At 69.1% G+C, this 16,182-nt stretch carries 12 protein-coding genes and 1 tRNA gene; 2 read left to right on the top strand and 11 right to left on the bottom strand.

The window, feature by feature from the left end:
• Positions 1-79: 79 nt before the first annotated feature.
• Complete coding sequence (locus O7616_RS16840; RefSeq protein WP_348773817.1) at positions 80-3,937, bottom strand: LamG-like jellyroll fold domain-containing protein; 3,858 nt, start codon at positions 3,935-3,937, stop codon at positions 80-82.
• Positions 3,938-4,582: 645 nt separating this feature from the next.
• On the opposite strand from O7616_RS16840, the gene O7616_RS16835 reads away from it, so the two are divergent.
• A complete protein-coding gene (locus O7616_RS16835) occupies positions 4,583-5,743 on the top strand; it encodes a hypothetical protein (RefSeq protein WP_282302837.1) in 1,161 nt (386 codons plus the stop codon).
• Between the two features lie 634 nt (positions 5,744-6,377).
• On the opposite strand, the gene O7616_RS16830 is transcribed toward O7616_RS16835, so the two are convergent.
• The 9 genes from O7616_RS16830 to ald all read right to left on the bottom strand — a co-directional run bounded on the left by O7616_RS16830 (position 6,378) and on the right by ald (position 14,909).
• A tRNA-Pro gene (locus O7616_RS16830) sits at positions 6,378-6,451 on the bottom strand.
• Positions 6,452-6,655: 204 nt separating this feature from the next.
• Positions 6,656-8,059: a ribosome biogenesis GTPase Der gene (der, locus tag O7616_RS16825; protein ID WP_282302836.1), complete on the bottom strand. Its 1,404-nt coding sequence runs from the start codon at positions 8,057-8,059 to the stop codon at positions 6,656-6,658.
• On the bottom strand, positions 8,056-8,775 hold the full coding sequence (cmk, locus tag O7616_RS16820; RefSeq protein WP_282302835.1) for a (d)CMP kinase: 720 nt from the start codon (positions 8,773-8,775) through the stop codon (positions 8,056-8,058). The genes der and cmk overlap by 4 nt, the downstream gene beginning before the upstream one ends.
• Positions 8,776-8,972: 197 nt before the next feature.
• Positions 8,973-9,743 carry a pseudouridine synthase gene (locus O7616_RS16815; RefSeq protein ID WP_282302834.1) on the bottom strand — a complete coding sequence of 257 codons (771 nt, stop codon included), beginning with the start codon at positions 9,741-9,743 and terminating at the stop codon, positions 8,973-8,975.
• Entirely contained in the window at positions 9,730-10,734 is a 1,005-nt protein-coding gene (scpB, locus tag O7616_RS16810; protein ID WP_282302833.1) for an SMC-Scp complex subunit ScpB, read from the bottom strand. Before scpB ends, O7616_RS16815 begins: the two co-directional genes overlap by 14 nt.
• Entirely contained in the window at positions 10,727-11,644 is a 918-nt protein-coding gene (locus tag O7616_RS16805; protein ID WP_282302832.1) for a segregation/condensation protein A, read from the bottom strand. The genes scpB and O7616_RS16805 overlap by 8 nt, the downstream gene beginning before the upstream one ends.
• 41 nt (positions 11,645-11,685) lie before the next feature.
• Entirely contained in the window at positions 11,686-12,609 is a 924-nt protein-coding gene (locus O7616_RS16800; RefSeq protein ID WP_030334877.1) for an AAA family ATPase, read from the bottom strand.
• A gap of 180 nt (positions 12,610-12,789) precedes the next feature.
• Positions 12,790-13,755 (bottom strand): site-specific tyrosine recombinase XerD, encoded by a 966-nt coding sequence (locus O7616_RS16795; RefSeq protein ID WP_282302831.1) that lies wholly within the window; start codon positions 13,753-13,755, stop codon positions 12,790-12,792.
• 38 nt (positions 13,756-13,793) lie between these two features.
• Positions 13,794-14,909, bottom strand: a complete 1,116-nt coding sequence (ald, locus tag O7616_RS16790; protein WP_282302830.1) for an alanine dehydrogenase — start codon at positions 14,907-14,909, stop codon at positions 13,794-13,796.
• Positions 14,910-15,202: 293 nt separating this feature from the next.
• Between ald and O7616_RS16785 the strand changes: the two genes are divergently transcribed.
• Positions 15,203-15,475 (top strand): TM2 domain-containing protein, encoded by a 273-nt coding sequence (locus O7616_RS16785; protein ID WP_282260764.1) that lies wholly within the window; start codon positions 15,203-15,205, stop codon positions 15,473-15,475.
• Between the two features lie 87 nt (positions 15,476-15,562).
• On the opposite strand, the gene O7616_RS16780 is transcribed toward O7616_RS16785, so the two are convergent.
• Positions 15,563-16,168, bottom strand: coding sequence for an NUDIX hydrolase (locus O7616_RS16780; RefSeq protein WP_282302829.1), 606 nt, complete (start codon positions 16,166-16,168; stop codon positions 15,563-15,565).
• Positions 16,169-16,182: the final 14 nt, after the last annotated feature.

Below are 16,182 nucleotides of genomic sequence, written 5' to 3'. Positions count from 1 at the left end.
ACTGGTCTCAGACCGACTGAGGGCTCCGGCCCGGCCCCGTACTAGGGCCGAGCCCGAAAAACGATGTTCTACTGCAGAACTACCGGTGCCACAGAACTGTCCCGCCCGGATCGACCAATACCAGGTCGCCTCCATCGCGCAGCACTAGTTGGCCTGCGGCTGTGCCCCCGGTTCTGGAGCTCCACAACGATCTGCGGTCACTGCTGTAGACAACCAGGTTGCCGTCCGTCTGCAAGATCGTGTAAGCGCCGGGATTGCCCCAGGTTCCGGTATCCCAGATCGGGAAACCCGCCTGGCTGAGCACGAGGTTGCCGTCGTCCTGCATGAGGAGTTGGTAGTTGCCGACATCGGAGCGAAGGTATTCACCGGCGGCGAGACTTTCGTCCTCGACCAGAGAGTTGGTGCCGGGAGTGGCCGGCACTCGGGAGTTGTATGAGTTGAGCACAGCGGTGTCGGTCATAGCGCCCTGAAACACGGCGACGTCGTCGATGCCGCCGGTCCATTGGTCAATCACCTGGTCGTGCCACAACGCGCGGCCTACCAGCAGCGGCCCGCTCGATGCCATCGGAGTGAACGGAACGTCTTCGACTCCATCGAGGACGCCGTTGACGTACAGTCGGATTTCCTTACGCCCTGCGTCGTATACGCCGGTCAGGTGGGTCCAGACCTCGCTTTCGGCGGCGTTGGTTGATCTCACGCTCATCGTCGAGGTTGTTGTCACATCCTCATCGCTCAGCACGAACTGCCACTTGGCGACATCGGACTGGTACTTCAACCAGAAGGCGCTTTCGTGGACCCCGCGCTGCGACACTGCGGTCCGCATCCCGACCGGGCTGCTCAACATGACCCAGGCAGACACCGTGAATGAATGGTCGGTTCGCAGAACGGGCTTTTCTTGCCACGTGTTCAGCTCATTGCCCTCGGCGTCTGTGTGGGGGGCGAGCTTGACAGCGCTGCGTCCGTATTCCTGTGTGCCCTCCTCGAAGCCGTCGTCGGGGAAGTACTGGTAGTCCAGCCACAGTCCCTGGCCCCCGCCGTAGCCCGCTGCGATCTCCGAACCCTTCGTCAGCGCCAACCATCGATCCCACAAGGTCACCGAATCAGGTGCCTCGCAGGAATCCCGAAAGTCGGTGACATAGCAGGACTGAGCGTCCTCGAAATCCCAGCTGCCGACGGTTATGGGGGTGATGATCCCCGGCTCGTTGAAACCTCCGGACAGGGGATCGGTCGCTGACTGGCCGGTGAAGTCTTGGGGAACCAAGACCCGGTCGAAGACCTGCACGTCCGCGAGGTTCCCGTGCCACCAGGCGGCCACCGACCTGCCGATGTAGAACGGCCGGGTCGCGTCGTTGAAGCCCACGACACCGGACGCCGTCGACTCGAGTGTCCCGTTGACGTAAAGCTTGAGGGTGTTCTCCGCTGAGTCGTACGCGGCGGCGAGGTGTGTCCAGGTGTTGGTCTGCGGCACGGAACTCGACCGTGCGTTCCACCAGGTGACCGTGCCCGAGGTCGCGGACGGCATCTGCGCCACCCACCGGTCCGTACCTTTCTGGTACTGGACATATAGCGACGCCCACCCGGATGCATCCTTACTCGCCAACGGCCGGTCTACCGACTTGTCCGTCAGCCGCACCCAGCCTGCGACACTGAACGATTTCGACGTGTCGACGGCCTGCCCGGAGGCTTGAGCGAACGATGACGTCCCGTTGAAGGTTGCCGTCTGGCCGGAGGCCAGACGGACGTCGTTGACCCATGTCATGTTCGATGCCGTCAGCGGGGAAGAGGTAGGAGACGGCACCCCGTCCGCTAGCGCCGCCGCCTGATTCATCCCTGGGTAGGTTTCCAAGCCCCACCTCGCCGTCGGTCCCGACGATCGAGCGACGGTGAACTCGACCGAGCCGTGGCCCTCGTTCAAGGTGGCATCCACGGCTTTGACCAGCAGCACGTTGCGGCCGAAACTCGCCGCCGTCACGTCCACCTCGGCGAACCGGGGGTTCGTTCCCTGCGCGTTGACAACGCGTGTTGCGGCGTCCCAGCCATACATGAACGTGGCAACGTCCGTGTCGCTGGACTCGATCCTGACCCTGCCCCTCATGCCTGGTCCTGCCGGAAGCGTGACCATCCGCGCCGACACTGACGGCTTCGAGGTGTCCACCTTGAACTGGCACCAGCCGGACCATGGACCCGTCAAGGAATAGGGGGCCTTGTCTGTGCCTCTAGCGCGGAACGCATACGTCGGACCCGTGGTCACAGACACCGCCGTGCTGGTGGCACGCGAGTTGGGGCTGATGCCGCTCTTGTTCGGTGGCGCCGTCTTACGGGCAGGGGACGTGTCGGTCACCGCGCCCATGCCATTGGCGGGCACTTGGATCCATTCGAAGGCAGCGGTGAGGGAGTCGGATTTATCCGCGTCGGGAAATACCGCCGAGAACGTTGGGGTCAAGGTGCCGATCGTCAAGGCACTGGAGGCGGGACAGGCCACACCCGCGACCTGCAGACCGTTCGGCACGCCAGGCTTTGAGTCATAGTCGACGTAAAGCTTGGCGTCGTTCGGGAGGAACTTCTTCCACCTTCCCTGCGTCGACTCACCAGACCCGTCTGACGCTCGCGCGGTGAAGCCGAAGGTGATGTTGTTCCAGCTCTTGGTTGCCGCGGTCTGAAGCTGCGCCGTCACCGTCGAACCCTCGAAGTTCATCTTCATGTTCGGCTGGATCGTGTCGCAGCCGCCGGCTTCGTTCGCGTGCCCGGAGGCGGTGTCTAGGAGAGTCGGGATCAACATCTTCGACCAGCTTGCCTTCATGGTCGAGTTGATCGCCGAGGAGAAGTACATAGACGCCACGGTGCTGTCACACGAATACGAGTGGGTCAAGTTCATCTCAACCCGCGCGGATTCGATGTGTTTTCCTTTCAGGGACACCCCGTTAGCGGCCGTCGAGAATTCGAAGAACGATCGGTACAGGGCATCGGTGTCCGGGTTCAATCCGACTCGCGCGACGGAGTATTCGGTGTTCGTGGAGCCGTTGTGAGTGGCGTAAGCCCACTTCGCCTTGTACACCGACCATGCCGGGTCGATGAAGATCGGAAAGACCGCGTCGGGTGCCTGCAGCAACTCCGTGTCGGGACGCAGGACGAGATCGGAGCCCGCCATCTCCACCGCCACCGGTGCCACCTGAGCGGCATCACCGGCGCCCGCTGGCGTCGACTCCGACTCCGACTCCGTCGGCGCAAGCCTGTTGCGTGCGGAGCCTCCGGCGCCCGCCCCTGTTCGGGAGTCCCACATCACCGCCGGCTCAGCCGAGGCGATAACGGACCTGCCGGCAGTGGCGCGCAGCCCTCCTCCCGACTCGGGACGCACCTCGACGTCTCCGCTCAACCCGAATCGGATCTGGCGCACTGCCGGATTCGCGGCGGCCGCCGCCGACTTCACCACCAGCGTATGGCCGAAACCGGTCCGGGTTGCCCGTACCACAAGGTCCACATCGGTCAACACGTCGTGGTAAGTGGCAGAGTCCCCCACCACGTCAGGGGCGGGCAAGGCGCCGCTGGGCCACGACATCATCATCGCCTTGCCACCGCGCTTGAGGGTCACCAGCGGGCCGTTGCCACCACCAGAAAAGGCCACGTCCGCCACCGACACCGCGGGACGCCACGTACCGTCCGCGTCCGCCGCGAGGTCGAGATCGATATCGGCCCAACTCCCAGACTTACGAGTGCGCTGCGGCGCGGCGGCCGACTCGAAGCGCAGCCTCCCATCAGGCTGTGCCACCACCTGCGTCAGTTCAGTGCGTGAACCGTCCACGAGCACCGGCGCACCGCAAGCCGCAGCCATCGCCGATGCCTCGGCCTCTGAAGGTGCGGCAGCCGTGCAGGTCGGAGCCGCCGCAGCGGCCCGTGCGGGGGTTGGTGTGACGAGCAAGCTGCCGACGACAGCAGCCACTATCCACGCAGCCAGCCCGCGATGGCATCGTCGGCCCATGCCACACGTCCAATCGATCAAGGAGCAGTGGCAGAGACGATAGAGCCAGTCATCTCTCCGCTCGGCCCCCTAGAGCCACACCTTGGCGTCGACCGTGGGCCTCTGACGAACGATTGATCATTCGCGATCGATTGCTGTGCCCCTCTGAACTGGCTTCATCACTTTGCGCAACCACAGCCAGATCGGCCAGCCTCCGAAGTGATATACATCACGATGGTCGTCAGTGGTTGAGTCGACGCGCCTCCGGGTTCTTCCGCGGACCATCCGCGCGTTCGATTTGCCAATGAACCTGCCGACGACGGCGTTGCCCCGTGCCGCTCTCCACCGCCGCACCGCGTCATCACCGCTTGGGTCTGGCGGTAAGGTCCGCGACGCAACTCCGGCACAGAGGCGACGGCGGTTGTGGCGTCGACGATGTCCCTGCCGGTCGTATCGGTTCCCTGTAGGACCCGAGAGCCCTCGGCGCCCGGCTACGCGGGGTACTCACCGGATATCAACACCCCCAAGATCACGGTTAGGCGTCGGGTCCGATCGAGCCGTTGACCCACCGGCGGTTCTCCCGTGTGCTGTGCGCCGGCAGCACACCCGAATCGAGAGGGCACGACAATGAAATCCACGGCTTCGGGACCGGAACCCGTTACGCCGTCGGGACCACGCCAACGTCGGCGATGGCTGGCGGTCGCGCTCACCGGGCTGCTACTCGCCGGGGCCGCCGGGGTGACGGCCTGGCGGACGAGCGCCACCCGCTCACCGGCATCCACCGAAGCCCCCGCCCTGGAATCGGGCCCGGAACTTTTCTCCGGGCTGCCCGACCGGCTGCTGCCACCGCCCACCCCGACCGCCCTGCCCACCGACCGGGCCGTCGGACGGGCAGCCCTCCTCTACCAAATCCGCGACCCCAAAAGCTTCACCGCGGCGAGCAGCGGCTTACCTCAACTGCCGACCTACCTGGTGACCGCAACCGGTGACCAATTCAGCGTCGGACCGACCACCATGGGCGAAGTCAATCAGTTGCTCTCCCCCGACGGGCAGTGGTTAGCCCAGCGCCGAGACCGGCAATGGTGGATCCGCGACCTGACCGGCACCACCGACCTGCCCGTCCCACCCGGGCACGAGGTGCGGCAGTGGTCGTCCGACGGACAAGCGATGCTGCTCGGGCAAAGCACCCGCACCAGCGAGACGTTCACGACATTCACCCTGCCCACCGGGGAGCTACGCCCGCTTGCGCTACCCGCGATGCCACCCCGCCGAATGCTCGCCTTCCTCGACGGACGCGAAGTAGCCACCACCGAGTTCAACCTCGGCCCAAACCACCAGCCGCGCAGCCAACTCACCATCGCGATCCAGGACATCGACGGCCACACCCGTTCGGTGTCGATCCCCACCACCCAACAGGTAGGACCCGGCGACATTCGCGACGCACTCGTCCCGCTCGTACGCGGCGGAGGCGATCCGCCGACCGTATGGGCTCTCGTCGCCTCTCAGGAAGACGTCCCGACCAGCCAACCGCAGAAAGCGTCCGCGGCGCTTCCCATGACGCTGGTCGGGGTCGATCTGCGGTCCGGCAAACCAGCCGGCCGCATCGACCTCGTAACGCCCCAAGGCGACGAGGGTGAGGAATTCATCGGCCTCGCCGGCACCGCAATCCTCCTGCAACGCTGGACCACAGACGCCGTCGAACTGGTCGCCGCCAACCCGACCACCGGCCAGCGTCGCGTGCTGACCTCGCTACCCGACCACGCGCGGGTAATCCTCCCCGGCGACTAACAATATGGAAGCCAGCCCAGCAGACGATGGGCAGCCCAGCCGAGGGTGGGAAGACCTCGCGGCCGTCGTCACCGATCTTCCGACGCCCAGCCAGGCGGCGAAACGAACCTGAGGCCCTCACCGCGTGCGCGTCGCGATGACTCCCGATACAGGTTCACCATCGGCGGACCTTGCTGCACGCAACGAACCTCTCGGTCAACGAGGCGCTGCTCTCAGCTGCGATGCAGCCAGGGAGCGGCTCGCTCGTAGTAACCTCCATGACCGATGCAAGCTCCGTCCCAGCGGCCAGGTGCTCGTGGGAGCGAGGGAATTGAACCCACGACGACCTCATCAAGGAAGAGACCGACACGAAAAGCGCCGCAGCGCAGCTCGGCCACTCCAGCGAGGAGGTCACCGCCACGTACTACATCGCCAAGCCCGCCCAAGCCCCGGACGTCTCGGACATCCTCGAGCGACTCGGCACCGATCACGGCAAGCGACACAGCCCCGCACCCGCAACGCCCAACGATGCCCATCGATGACAGATCTGGTTGTCGACCCCGGTAAAAGGGGGGTTTTCGGGGGGCGGTTCAAAACCCCATAGACAAGCTTAAAGCCCTGACCAGCGTTTCCGCTGGTCAGGGCTTTTTGTCTGTCGGGACGGCCGGATTCGAACCGACGACCCCTTGACCCCCAGTCAAGTGCGCTACCAAGCTGCGCCACGTCCCGCCCTCGCGTGGTTTCCCACTGCGACAGCCGGTACAGCTTAGCGCAGCAGTCGCGGCCCTTTCGCAGAGGCCCCACCCGCGCACCAGACGACTGCAGACCGCGCAACCGCACACCCCCTAAAGCGTCCTAGGAGGGTGGGGTAGGAGAAATGCCGGACGGGCAGTCTCGCCCATCCGGCATTCCTCGAGCAGAACTGCAGACGCGTCAGCCGTGTGCCTTGCCTCGACCGCCGGGGCCGAGCTTCTTCCTCGGACGGACCGAGATCTCGATGGGGCTGCCCTCGTACCCGAACTCCTCGCGGAGCTTGCGCTCGACGAAGCGCTGGTAGCCGGCATCGAGCGGGCCGGTGGTGAAGAGCACGAACCGTGGCGGTGCCACGCCGGCCTGCGTCGCGAACAGGATTCGCGGCGCCCGACCGCCACGCACGGGGTGGGGGGTGGCCTGCACCAGCGCGGTCAACCACTGGTTGAGGTGCGCGGTCGGCACCCGGGTCTCCCAGCTGGCGAGGGCCTTGTTCAGGGCCGGGGCCAGCTTGTCCACCGCACGGCCGGTCATCGCGGACAGGTTCAGGCGGATCGCCCAGGGGATGCGGCGCAGCTCCCGGTCGATCTCCTTGTCCAGGTAGTACCGACGGTCGGCGTCGACCAGGTCCCACTTGTTGAACGCGATGACCAGCGCGCGGCCGGCCTCGGTCACCATCGTCAGGATCCGCTGGTCCTGCTCGCTGATCGGCTCGCTGGCGTCCAGCAGCACCACGGCCACCTCGGCGGCCTCGATCGCACCGGCGGTACGCAGGCTGGCGTAGTACTCGGTGCCGCTGGCCTTGCCGACCCGCTTGCGCAACCCGGCCGTGTCGACCAGCTGCCAGGTCTGCCCGCCGATGTCGACCAGGCTGTCCACCGGGTCCACAGTGGTGCCCGCCACCGAGTCGACGACCGCCCGCTCCTCACCGGAGAACCGGTTGAGCAGGCTGGACTTGCCGACGTTCGGCCGCCCGACGAGCGCCACCCGGCGCGGCCCACGCGGACGGTTCTCCACGATCGTCGGCGCCTCCGGCAGCGCGGCGAGGATGGCGTCCAGCAGGTCACCGGAGCCACGCCCGTGCAGCGCGGAGACCGGGAACGGCTCACCGAGACCGAGGGACCACAGCGAGGTGGCCTCCATCTCGATGGAGTTGTTGTCGGCCTTGTTCGCCACCAGGATCACCGGCTTGGCGCTGCGCCGCAGCATCTTCACCGCGGCTTCGTCCACGTCGGTGGAGCCCACCATCGCGTCGACCACGAAGAGCACCACGTCGGCGGTGACGACCGCCGTCTCGGCCTGCGCCGCGATGGCCGCGGCGCGGTCCTTCGCGTCCGGCTCCCAACCGCCGGTGTCCACCACGGTGAACGCCCGACCGTTCCACTGCGCGTCGTACGGCACCCGGTCCCGGGTCACGCCCGGGACGTCCTCGACGACCGCCTGGCGGCGGCCGATGATCCGGTTGACCAGAGTGGACTTACCGACGTTCGGGCGACCGACCACGGCCACCACCGGCTGCGGGCCGCTCGGTTCCTCGACGGCGACGTCGGGCTCCCGCAGCTCGACCCACCCACCTGGATCGCTCATGCCGCTCCTCCGCTGCGCTCCGGACCGTCACGAGAGACATCCACACCCCGCTCGGTGAGCAGGTCGCGCAGTCGTGCCACGACCTCGTCGATGCCCAACTCGGTGGTGTCGAGCACCACGGCGTCGGGGGCCTGCGCCAACGGGTTGACCTTGCGGGTCGAGTCGAGCCGGTCCCGTCGGGCCAGGTCGGCGGCGGTGGCCGCCACGTCGGCGGCGTCCTCGGCGCTACGCCGGGCGGCGCGGGCCGCCTCGGAGGCGGTCAGGAAGACCTTGAGGTCGGCGTCCGGCGCCACGACCGAGCCGATGTCCCGGCCCTCGACCACCATCCGACCGGCGTTGGCGATCATCTCGCGCTGCCGGGAGACCAGCAGCTCACGGACGGCCGGCACGGCGGCGACGGCGGAGACCGCCCCGGTCACCTCCGCGCCCCGGATGTCGGCGTCGACGCCCACACCGTCGACGGTCACGGCGTACCCCTGCGGGTGGGTGCCGATGTGCAGCTTGACCTCGCCGGCGACCTTGGCCACCGACGCGGCGTCGGTGAGGTCCACGCCGGAGCGCAGCACGGCCCACGTGATCGCCCGGTACATCGCCCCGGTGTCCAGGTAGCGCGCACCGATGCCGGCGGCGAGCCGCCGCGACACGGTGGACTTACCCGAACCGGACGGCCCGTCCACAGCGACCACACATCGCCCGGCCCGTACGTTTTCCTCCACCGTGTCCTCCTCAGCCCGTACCTCACGGATCGCCCGGTGATTCGGCGCCGCAAGCGGTTCGTCAATCGTCATCAATCATGCCCGGGTCCTCTGACGGACCCGTACGCGACGCCACCGGAGGCGACCCACGCCACCTCCAGCGGCCGTCGTCCGGCCATCGGTGGAGCCTACCGGCAGCCGTACCCCGGAACCGGGGGTCAGTCACCCACCGCGTTGAACAGGGCGGCGACCTCCGCGTTGGTCAGCCTCCGGATCCGCCCGGTGCGCAGGTCACCCAGCCGGATCGGCCCGATCGAGGTACGCACCAGACGGGTGACCGGGTGCCCGACCTCGTCCATCAGACGCCGGACGATGTGCTTGCGCCCTTCGTGCAGGCTCAGCTCCACCTGGGCGCTCTTGCCCAGGGTGCCGACCACCTTGAACGAGTCGACCTTGACCGGCCCGTCCTCCAGCTCGACGCCCGCGAGGAGCCGCTTGCCCAGGTTGCGCGGGATCGGCCCGACCACCTCGGCCAGGTAGGTCTTCAGCACCTCGTACGAGGGGTGCATGAGCTTGTGGGCGAGGGTGCCGTCGTTGGTGAGCAGCAGCAGGCCCTCGCTGTCGGCGTCGAGCCGCCCGACGTGGTAGACCCGCTGGTCCAGCCGCCTGCCGATGAACTCGGCCAGCTCGTTTCGGCCCTTGTCGTCCGCCATGGTGGTCACCACACCGCGCGGCTTGTTCATCGCCACGTAGACCAGGCGGGTGTCGACCTGGAGGCGCTCGCCGTCCACGTGGATCACGGCGGTGGCCGGGTCGACCTTGTCGCCGAGCTTGGCGACCCGCCCGTCCACGGTGACCCGGCGGCGGAAGATCAGGTCCTCGCAGGCGCGCCGGGAACCCACACCGGCGGCGGCGAGCACCTTCTGCAGGCGCTCCGCCCCCTCGAAGACGGGGGCGTCGGGTTTGGGGGAACGGTTATCGGGTCGCATCAGCAAGCTCTTCTACGTCGTCGGGCAGGAAGGGTGCGAGGGGCGGCAGCTCGTGAACGGTGTTCAGCCCGAGCTTCTCCAGGAACAGCGTGGTGGTCTTGTACAAGAACGCCCCGCTGTCCGTTTCGGTGCCGCACTCCTCGACGAGGCCGCGAGTGACCAGCGTACGGATGACCCCGTCGCAGTTCACACCCCGGATGGCTGAGATTCGCGAACGGGTCACCGGTTGCTTGTAGGCGACCACGGCGAGCGTCTCCAACGCCGCCTGGGTCAGCCGTACGGACTGCCCGTCCAGAACGAACCGCTCGACGTACGTAGCGTATTCCGGCCTGGTGTAGAGCCGCCACCCGCCGGCCGCCCGACGCAACTCGAACCCGTGCCCGGCGGCGGTGTACCCGGCGGCGATGTCGTCGAGCATCGGGCCGACCCGCTCGGCCGGTTGCTCCAGCACCTGGGCCAGCACCAGCTCGCTGACCGGCTCGTCGACGACCAGCAGGATGGCCTCCAGGGCGCCGCGCAGCTCGGCGTCGGACAGCTCCGGTGCGGGCTCCGGCGCGGCCGTCATCCGCCGTCGCCCGGCTGCCTGCCGAGGGGGTACGTCCCGCGCACCGCCCGTCTCACGTGCCGCGACCGGCTCCGGGGCGTCCTGGCCCGATCCGGGCGGCGTGGTCGGTTCGGCGGCGACCTCGGTCACACCGGCTGCCGGGGCGTCCGGCGCGGGCGTCGGGGCTGCGGCGGCCTCGGATTCGGTGGCGTCAAGATCAGGAACCTCGGAACCGGCGGGCTCGGGGTCAGTGGGTTCCGGGTCGGCAGACTCGGAGCCGCCAGCCTCACGGTCAGCGGACCCCGAACCGGTGACCTCGGGTTCGGCGGTCTCGGGGACGAGTTCAGGGCCAGGGGCCTCGGGCGCGGGCTGCCGGGGGCGCTCCCACGGGGGAACCCACGCGGCGGCCTGGTCGGCCAGCGAGTCCCGGCGTTGCTCGTCACTCATCCCGCTCATCCTCCGTGGTTCCCGTCCCGTCCGGCCCGCCGGTCTCCCCTGCCGGGGTGCCGGCGTACTCGTCGACGTGCAGTTCGGTGTCCCCGTCGGCCGGGCCGGTCCAGCGGACCGTCAACTCCTCCAGGGCCTGCTCCTGGACGAAGGACACCAGGCCCTCCCGGTACAGCTCCAGCAGCGCCAGGAACCGGGCCACCACCTCCAGGGTGGCCTCGCAGTCGGCGCAGAGCAGCGAGAACGTGGCCGTGCCGGCCCGGCGCAACCGGTCGGTGAGGATCGCCGCGTGTTCGCGGACACTGACCCGGACCATGTGCACGTGGGCGATGGACACCTCGGGCACCGGTTTCGGGGTCATCGCCTTCACGGCCAGCTTCAGCAGTCGCTGTGGGCCGATGCCGAGCACCAGGTCGGGCAGCGCCTCCGCGTAGCGGGGTTCCAGACTGACCGCTCGCGGGTACCGTCGGCCGCCGACGGCCTCCAGTTCGGCGATGTGCGCCGCCGCCTCCTTGTACGCCTTGTACTGCAACAGCCGGGCGAAGAGCAGGTCCCGGGCCTCCAGCAGGGCGAGGTCGGCCTCGTCCTCGACCTCGGCGGCGGGCAGCAGCCGGGCCGCCTTCAGGTCCAGCAGGGTCGCGGCGATGAGCAGGAACTCGCTGGCCTCGTCCAGGTCCCAGTCGTCGCCCATGGCCCGGATGTAGGCGATGAACTCGTCGGTGACCGTGTGCAGGGCGACTTCGGTGACGTCGAGCTTGTGCTTGCCGATCAGTTGCAGCAGTAGGTCGAACGGGCCGGTGAAGTTCGCCAGCCGCACCGTGAACCCGGTGGCGGCGGGGTCGGCGGGCGGCACACCGTCGACCACGGGCGCAGCGGCGGCCTCGGGTGGGTCAACTGGTGGCGCGGTCACCGCACGACCGTAGTCCACGACAGCGGCACCGGGCGTTCCGGCTACCGCTCCGACTGGGCGGCGATCACCTCGCGGGCCAGCTGACGGTAGTTACGTGCGCCGGAGGACGCCGGGTCCATCGTCGTGATGGGGGCACCGGCCACGGTGGACTCGGGGAACTTCACCGTCTTGGTGATGACCGTCTGGTAGACCTTGTCGCCGAACGCCTCGACCACCCGCTGCAGCACCTGACGGCAGTGCGTGGTGCGGCTGTCGTACATGGTGGCGAGGATGCCTTCCAGCTCCAGGTCGAAGTTGAGCCGCTCGCGCACCTTGTCGATGGTGTCCAGCAGCAGGGCCACCCCGCGCAGGCTGAAGAACTCGCATTCGAGGGGGATGAGCACACCGTGCGCGACGGTCAACGCGTTGATCGCCAGCAGGCCGAGTGACGGCTGGCAGTCGATCAGGATGTAGTCGTACTCCTTGCGGACCGTGCGCAGCACCCGGGCCAGGGCCATCTCCCGGGCCACCTCGTTGACGAGCTGGATCTCGGCGGCGGAGAGGTCGATGTTGGCCGGCAGCAGGTGCAGGCCCGCCACGTCGGTCTTGATCAGGACGTCCTCGGCGGTCACGTCGTCCTGCATGAGCAGGTTGTAGACGGACAGGTCGAGGTTGTGCGGGTTGACGCCCAACCCGACCGAGAGCGCGCCCTGCGGGTCGAAGTCGACGAGCAGCACCTTGCGGCCGTACTCGGCGAGGGCCGCGCCCAGGTTGATCGTGGTGGTGGTCTTGCCGACGCCACCCTTCTGGTTGGCCATCGCGATGATGCGCGCCGGGCCGTGCCGGTCGGTGGGCATCGGCTCGGGGATGGGCTTGCGCATCGTGTAGGCGGCCGGATCCGCCGGACCCAGATCCGCGCCGAGCGTGGCCTGCTGCTCGCGGAGCTCCGACGTCCAGGTCTCGGCACGGTCACCGTTGCCTGCCATGTCCTCGTTGCCCCCTCCCGACGACCCACCCGGCGTCGGAGCCGTCCGACGTCCTTCGCGGCGCCGCTGCGCACCCCGGTCGTGTCGCTCCAGGAGGTCCGCGCCGATGCCGACTGTACGCCACCGACCAGCAGGGGGTTCGGCACCGGCCCGGCGTGTCGGGTCCGACCGCGACCGGGTTCAGCCGCGGGCGCGTGGGTGGGCGGTGGCGTACACCTCACGCAGCCGCTCCACGGTGACCAACGTGTAGACCTGGGTGGTGGTCACCGACGCGTGGCCGAGCAACTCCTGGACCACCCGGACGTCGGCGCCGCCGTCGAGGAGATGGGTGGCGTACGAGTGCCGCAGGGTGTGCGGGGACACGGCGGCGGGCCCGTCGACCGGCAGCCCGGCCCGCTCGGCGGCGCGCCGCAGGATGCCCCAGGCGCCCTGGCGGGACAGCGCGCCGCCGCGGGCGTTGAGGAAGACCGCCGGGGTTCCCCGACCGGCGGCGGCCAATGTGGGGCGGGCCCGCACGAGGTAGGCGCGGACGGCGTCGACGGCGTACCCGCCGATCGGCACCAGCCGCACCCGACCGCCCTTGCCGCGCAGCAGCACGGTGCCCTCGTCGGTGTCGAGGTCGTCCACGGCCGCGCCGACCGCCTCGGAGATCCGCGCGCCGGTGCCGTACAGGAACTCCAGCAACGCCCGGTCCCGCAGCGCGCGGGGGGCGTCATCGCCGGACGCGGCGACCGGGCCGGCGAGGTCCAGCAGCCGGACCACGTCGTCGACGGGCAGGGCCCGGGGCAACCGGCGCGGCGGGGTGGGCGGGCGGACGTCACGGCTGGGGTCGGCCCCGGCCAGCCCTTCGCGCATCGCGAAGCGGTGCAGGCCGCGGACCGCGCTGGCCGCGCGGGCGGCGGACGAGACCGCCAGCGGCGGGTGCGTGTCGTCGCCCGCGCGCAGCCGCGCCAGGTGCGACTCGACCAGGCCGGGGCCGACCGACGCGAGGTCGGCGACCCCGGCGTCGGCGAGCGTCGTCAGATAGCGGTCCAGATCCCGGCGGTACGAGGTGAGCGTGTTCGCGGAGAGGCCACGTTCGACGGTGAGGTGGTCGAGGTAACCGCGCACGGCGCGGCGCAACGCCGGCGCGGGCTCGGCGCCCACGCCGGCGGCGTCCGTGCCGCTGGTCAGCTCGCCACCGCTCAGGCCAGCACCTCGGTCAGCGGGAGCACGTCCATCCCGTGCGCCTCGGCGACCGGGCCGTAGGTGACCCGACCGTCGTGGGTGTTCAGGCCCAGCGCCAGCGCCGGGTCGTTGCGCAGCGCCTGCCGCCACCCCTGGTTGGCCAGCTCCAGGGCGTACGGGAGGGTGACGTTGGTCAGCGCGTAGGTGCTGGTGTTCGGCACCGCGCCGGGCATGTTCGCCACGCAGTAGAAGATCGACTCGTGCACCTTGTAGACCGGGTCGGCGTGCGTGGTGGGGCGCGAGTCCTCGAAGCAGCCGCCCTGGTCGATGGCGATGTCGACGAGCACACTGCCCGGCTTCATCCGGGAGACCAGCTCGTTGCTGATCAGCTTCGGGGCCTTCGCACCGGGCACCAGCACCGCGCCGATGACCAGGTCGGCGTCGAGCACGGCCCGCTCGACCTCGTACGCGTTGGAGGCGATGGTCTGCAGGTGACCCCGGTAGATGGCGTCGGCCGCGCGCAGCCGGGCGACGTTCTTGTCCAGCAGCAGCACCTCGGACTGCAGGCCCAGCGCGATCGCGGCGGCGTTCAGGCCGGACACGCCGGCGCCGATGACGACGGTCTTGGCCGCGTACACGCCGGAGACACCGCCGGGCAGCACACCCCGACCGCCACCGGTACGCATCATGTAGAACGCGCCGACCTGCGGGGCGAGCCGACCGGCGACCTCGGACATCGGGGCGAGCAGCGGCAACGACCGGTCGGGCAGCTCCACCGTCTCGTACGCGATGCCGGTGACCTTGCGGTCGACCAGCGCGTCGGTGCACTCCTTGGAGGCGGCCAGGTGCAGGTAGGTGAAGAGCACCTGCCCCTCGCGCATCCGGTGGTACTCCTCCGCGATCGGCTCCTTGACCTTGAGCACCAGCTCGGCGGTCTCCCACACCTCGTCGGCGGTGGCCAGGATCTTCGCGCCGGCGGCGGCGAACTCCTCGTCGGTGATGCTGGAGCCCTCACCGGCGCCGGACTCGACGAAGACCTGGTGGCCGCTGCGGGTGAACTCGTTGACGCCCGCCGGCGTGATCGCCACGCGGTACTCGTGGTTCTTGACCTCGCGTGGGATTCCGACCTTCACGATGCAGACACCTCTCTTCGGGGCCGCTCTCCCCCGACTGCTCGGTGCCGCAGCGGCCCCTTTGCCACCGCGGTCCACCGGTCCCGCCGGCGGCAGTCTAGGCGTGCTCCGCGCCGCCGAGAGCCAGCACAGTGACATCCGGTGCCCGAGTGTCCTGACGATCTGTCAGGCATCGAACCGGATTCGGCGGCGGATGGTCGCCTCAGCCGTCAGGACAGTGTTCGACCATCATCGTCCCATCTGTCGGGTGGCGCTGCGGACAGCGGACAAGTGGATCACTAGTGTGTCCGCCCATGACCACTCCTCCTTACCAGCCCGGGTACCCCCAGCCGGGCTACCCGCAGGGCGTCTCCGACAAGAGCAAGGTCGTCGCCGGGGTCCTCGGCATCCTGCTCGGCTTCTTCGGCGCCGGCCGGTTCTACATCGGCGACATCAAGATCGGTGTCCTCCAGCTCGTCGTGAGTGTCTGCACCCTCGGCTTCGGCAGCATCTGGGGCCTCATCGACGGCATCCTCATCCTGGTCAACGGCGGCACCGACGCGCAGGGCCGACCGCTGCGCGACTGATCCACCAGACGACGAACAGGGGCCCCGCGGCTGACCGCGGGGCCCCTGTCGTCGTACTCCCTCACCGGCGCGAACCGGCGGCGATGCTCAGCGGGGCAGCGGCGCGTCCGCCCGACGCAGCGTCGACCAACCGGTGTCCCGGGAGCGGGCCGCGGCGAGCAGCCCGGCCACCGCGGACGCGTTGGTGATCTCACCGGCCAGGACCATCGCGACGGCCTCGTCCAGGTCGATGCGGACGACCTGGAGGTCGGCCTCCTCGTCGTGGCGCTCGTGGCGCTCGCCGGCCGGCACCTCGGCGATGTCCCGGGCCAGGAAGACCCGCACCACCTCGTTGGTGAACCCCGGCGAGCTGTGCAGGTCGACGAGCACGTCGACCTGCCCGGCGGTGAGATCCGCCTCCTCGGCCAGCTCCCGCAACGCGGCGGCCGGCAACTCCTCACCGGAGACGTCCATCAGCCCGGCGGGCAGCTCCCACAGGTGCCGCCCCACCGGGTGCCGGTACTGCCGGATCAGCACCACCTGACCGGCGTCGTCGAGCGCCACCACGGCCACCGCACCGACGTGCCGGACCAGGTCCCGCACTCCGGTCCCGCCGCCCGGCATGGTCACCTCCTCGGTGACCACGTCGAAGATCCGCCCCCGGTAGCGCTCCTGCCGGGACCGCACCTCGTAGCGGTGCTCCACCCCGCTCACGCCGTCGCCTCGCT

Origin of the sequence: Micromonospora sp. WMMD964 (assembly GCF_029581455.1) — a bacterium.
Lineage (GTDB): Bacteria > Actinomycetota > Actinomycetes > Mycobacteriales > Micromonosporaceae > Micromonospora.
Note: the sequence above shows the minus strand (reverse complement) of the source record. Positions and strands in the feature narration are given on the sequence as shown.

Excerpts from the sequence above, each read along its gene's own strand:
- O7616_RS16800 (WP_030334877.1), bottom strand. The coding sequence starts at position 12,609 with ATGGCAGGCAACGGTGACCGTGCCGAGACCTGGACGTCGGAGCTCCGC.
- der (WP_282302836.1), bottom strand. The coding sequence starts at position 8,059 with ATGAGCGATCCAGGTGGGTGGGTCGAGCTGCGGGAGCCCGACGTCGCC.
- O7616_RS16785 (WP_282260764.1), top strand. The coding sequence starts at position 15,203 with ATGACCACTCCTCCTTACCAGCCCGGGTACCCCCAGCCGGGCTACCCG.
- O7616_RS16815 (WP_282302834.1), bottom strand. The coding sequence starts at position 9,743 with ATGCGACCCGATAACCGTTCCCCCAAACCCGACGCCCCCGTCTTCGAG.
- scpB (WP_282302833.1), bottom strand. The coding sequence starts at position 10,734 with ATGAGTGACGAGCAACGCCGGGACTCGCTGGCCGACCAGGCCGCCGCG.
- O7616_RS16835 (WP_282302837.1), top strand. The coding sequence starts at position 4,583 with ATGAAATCCACGGCTTCGGGACCGGAACCCGTTACGCCGTCGGGACCA.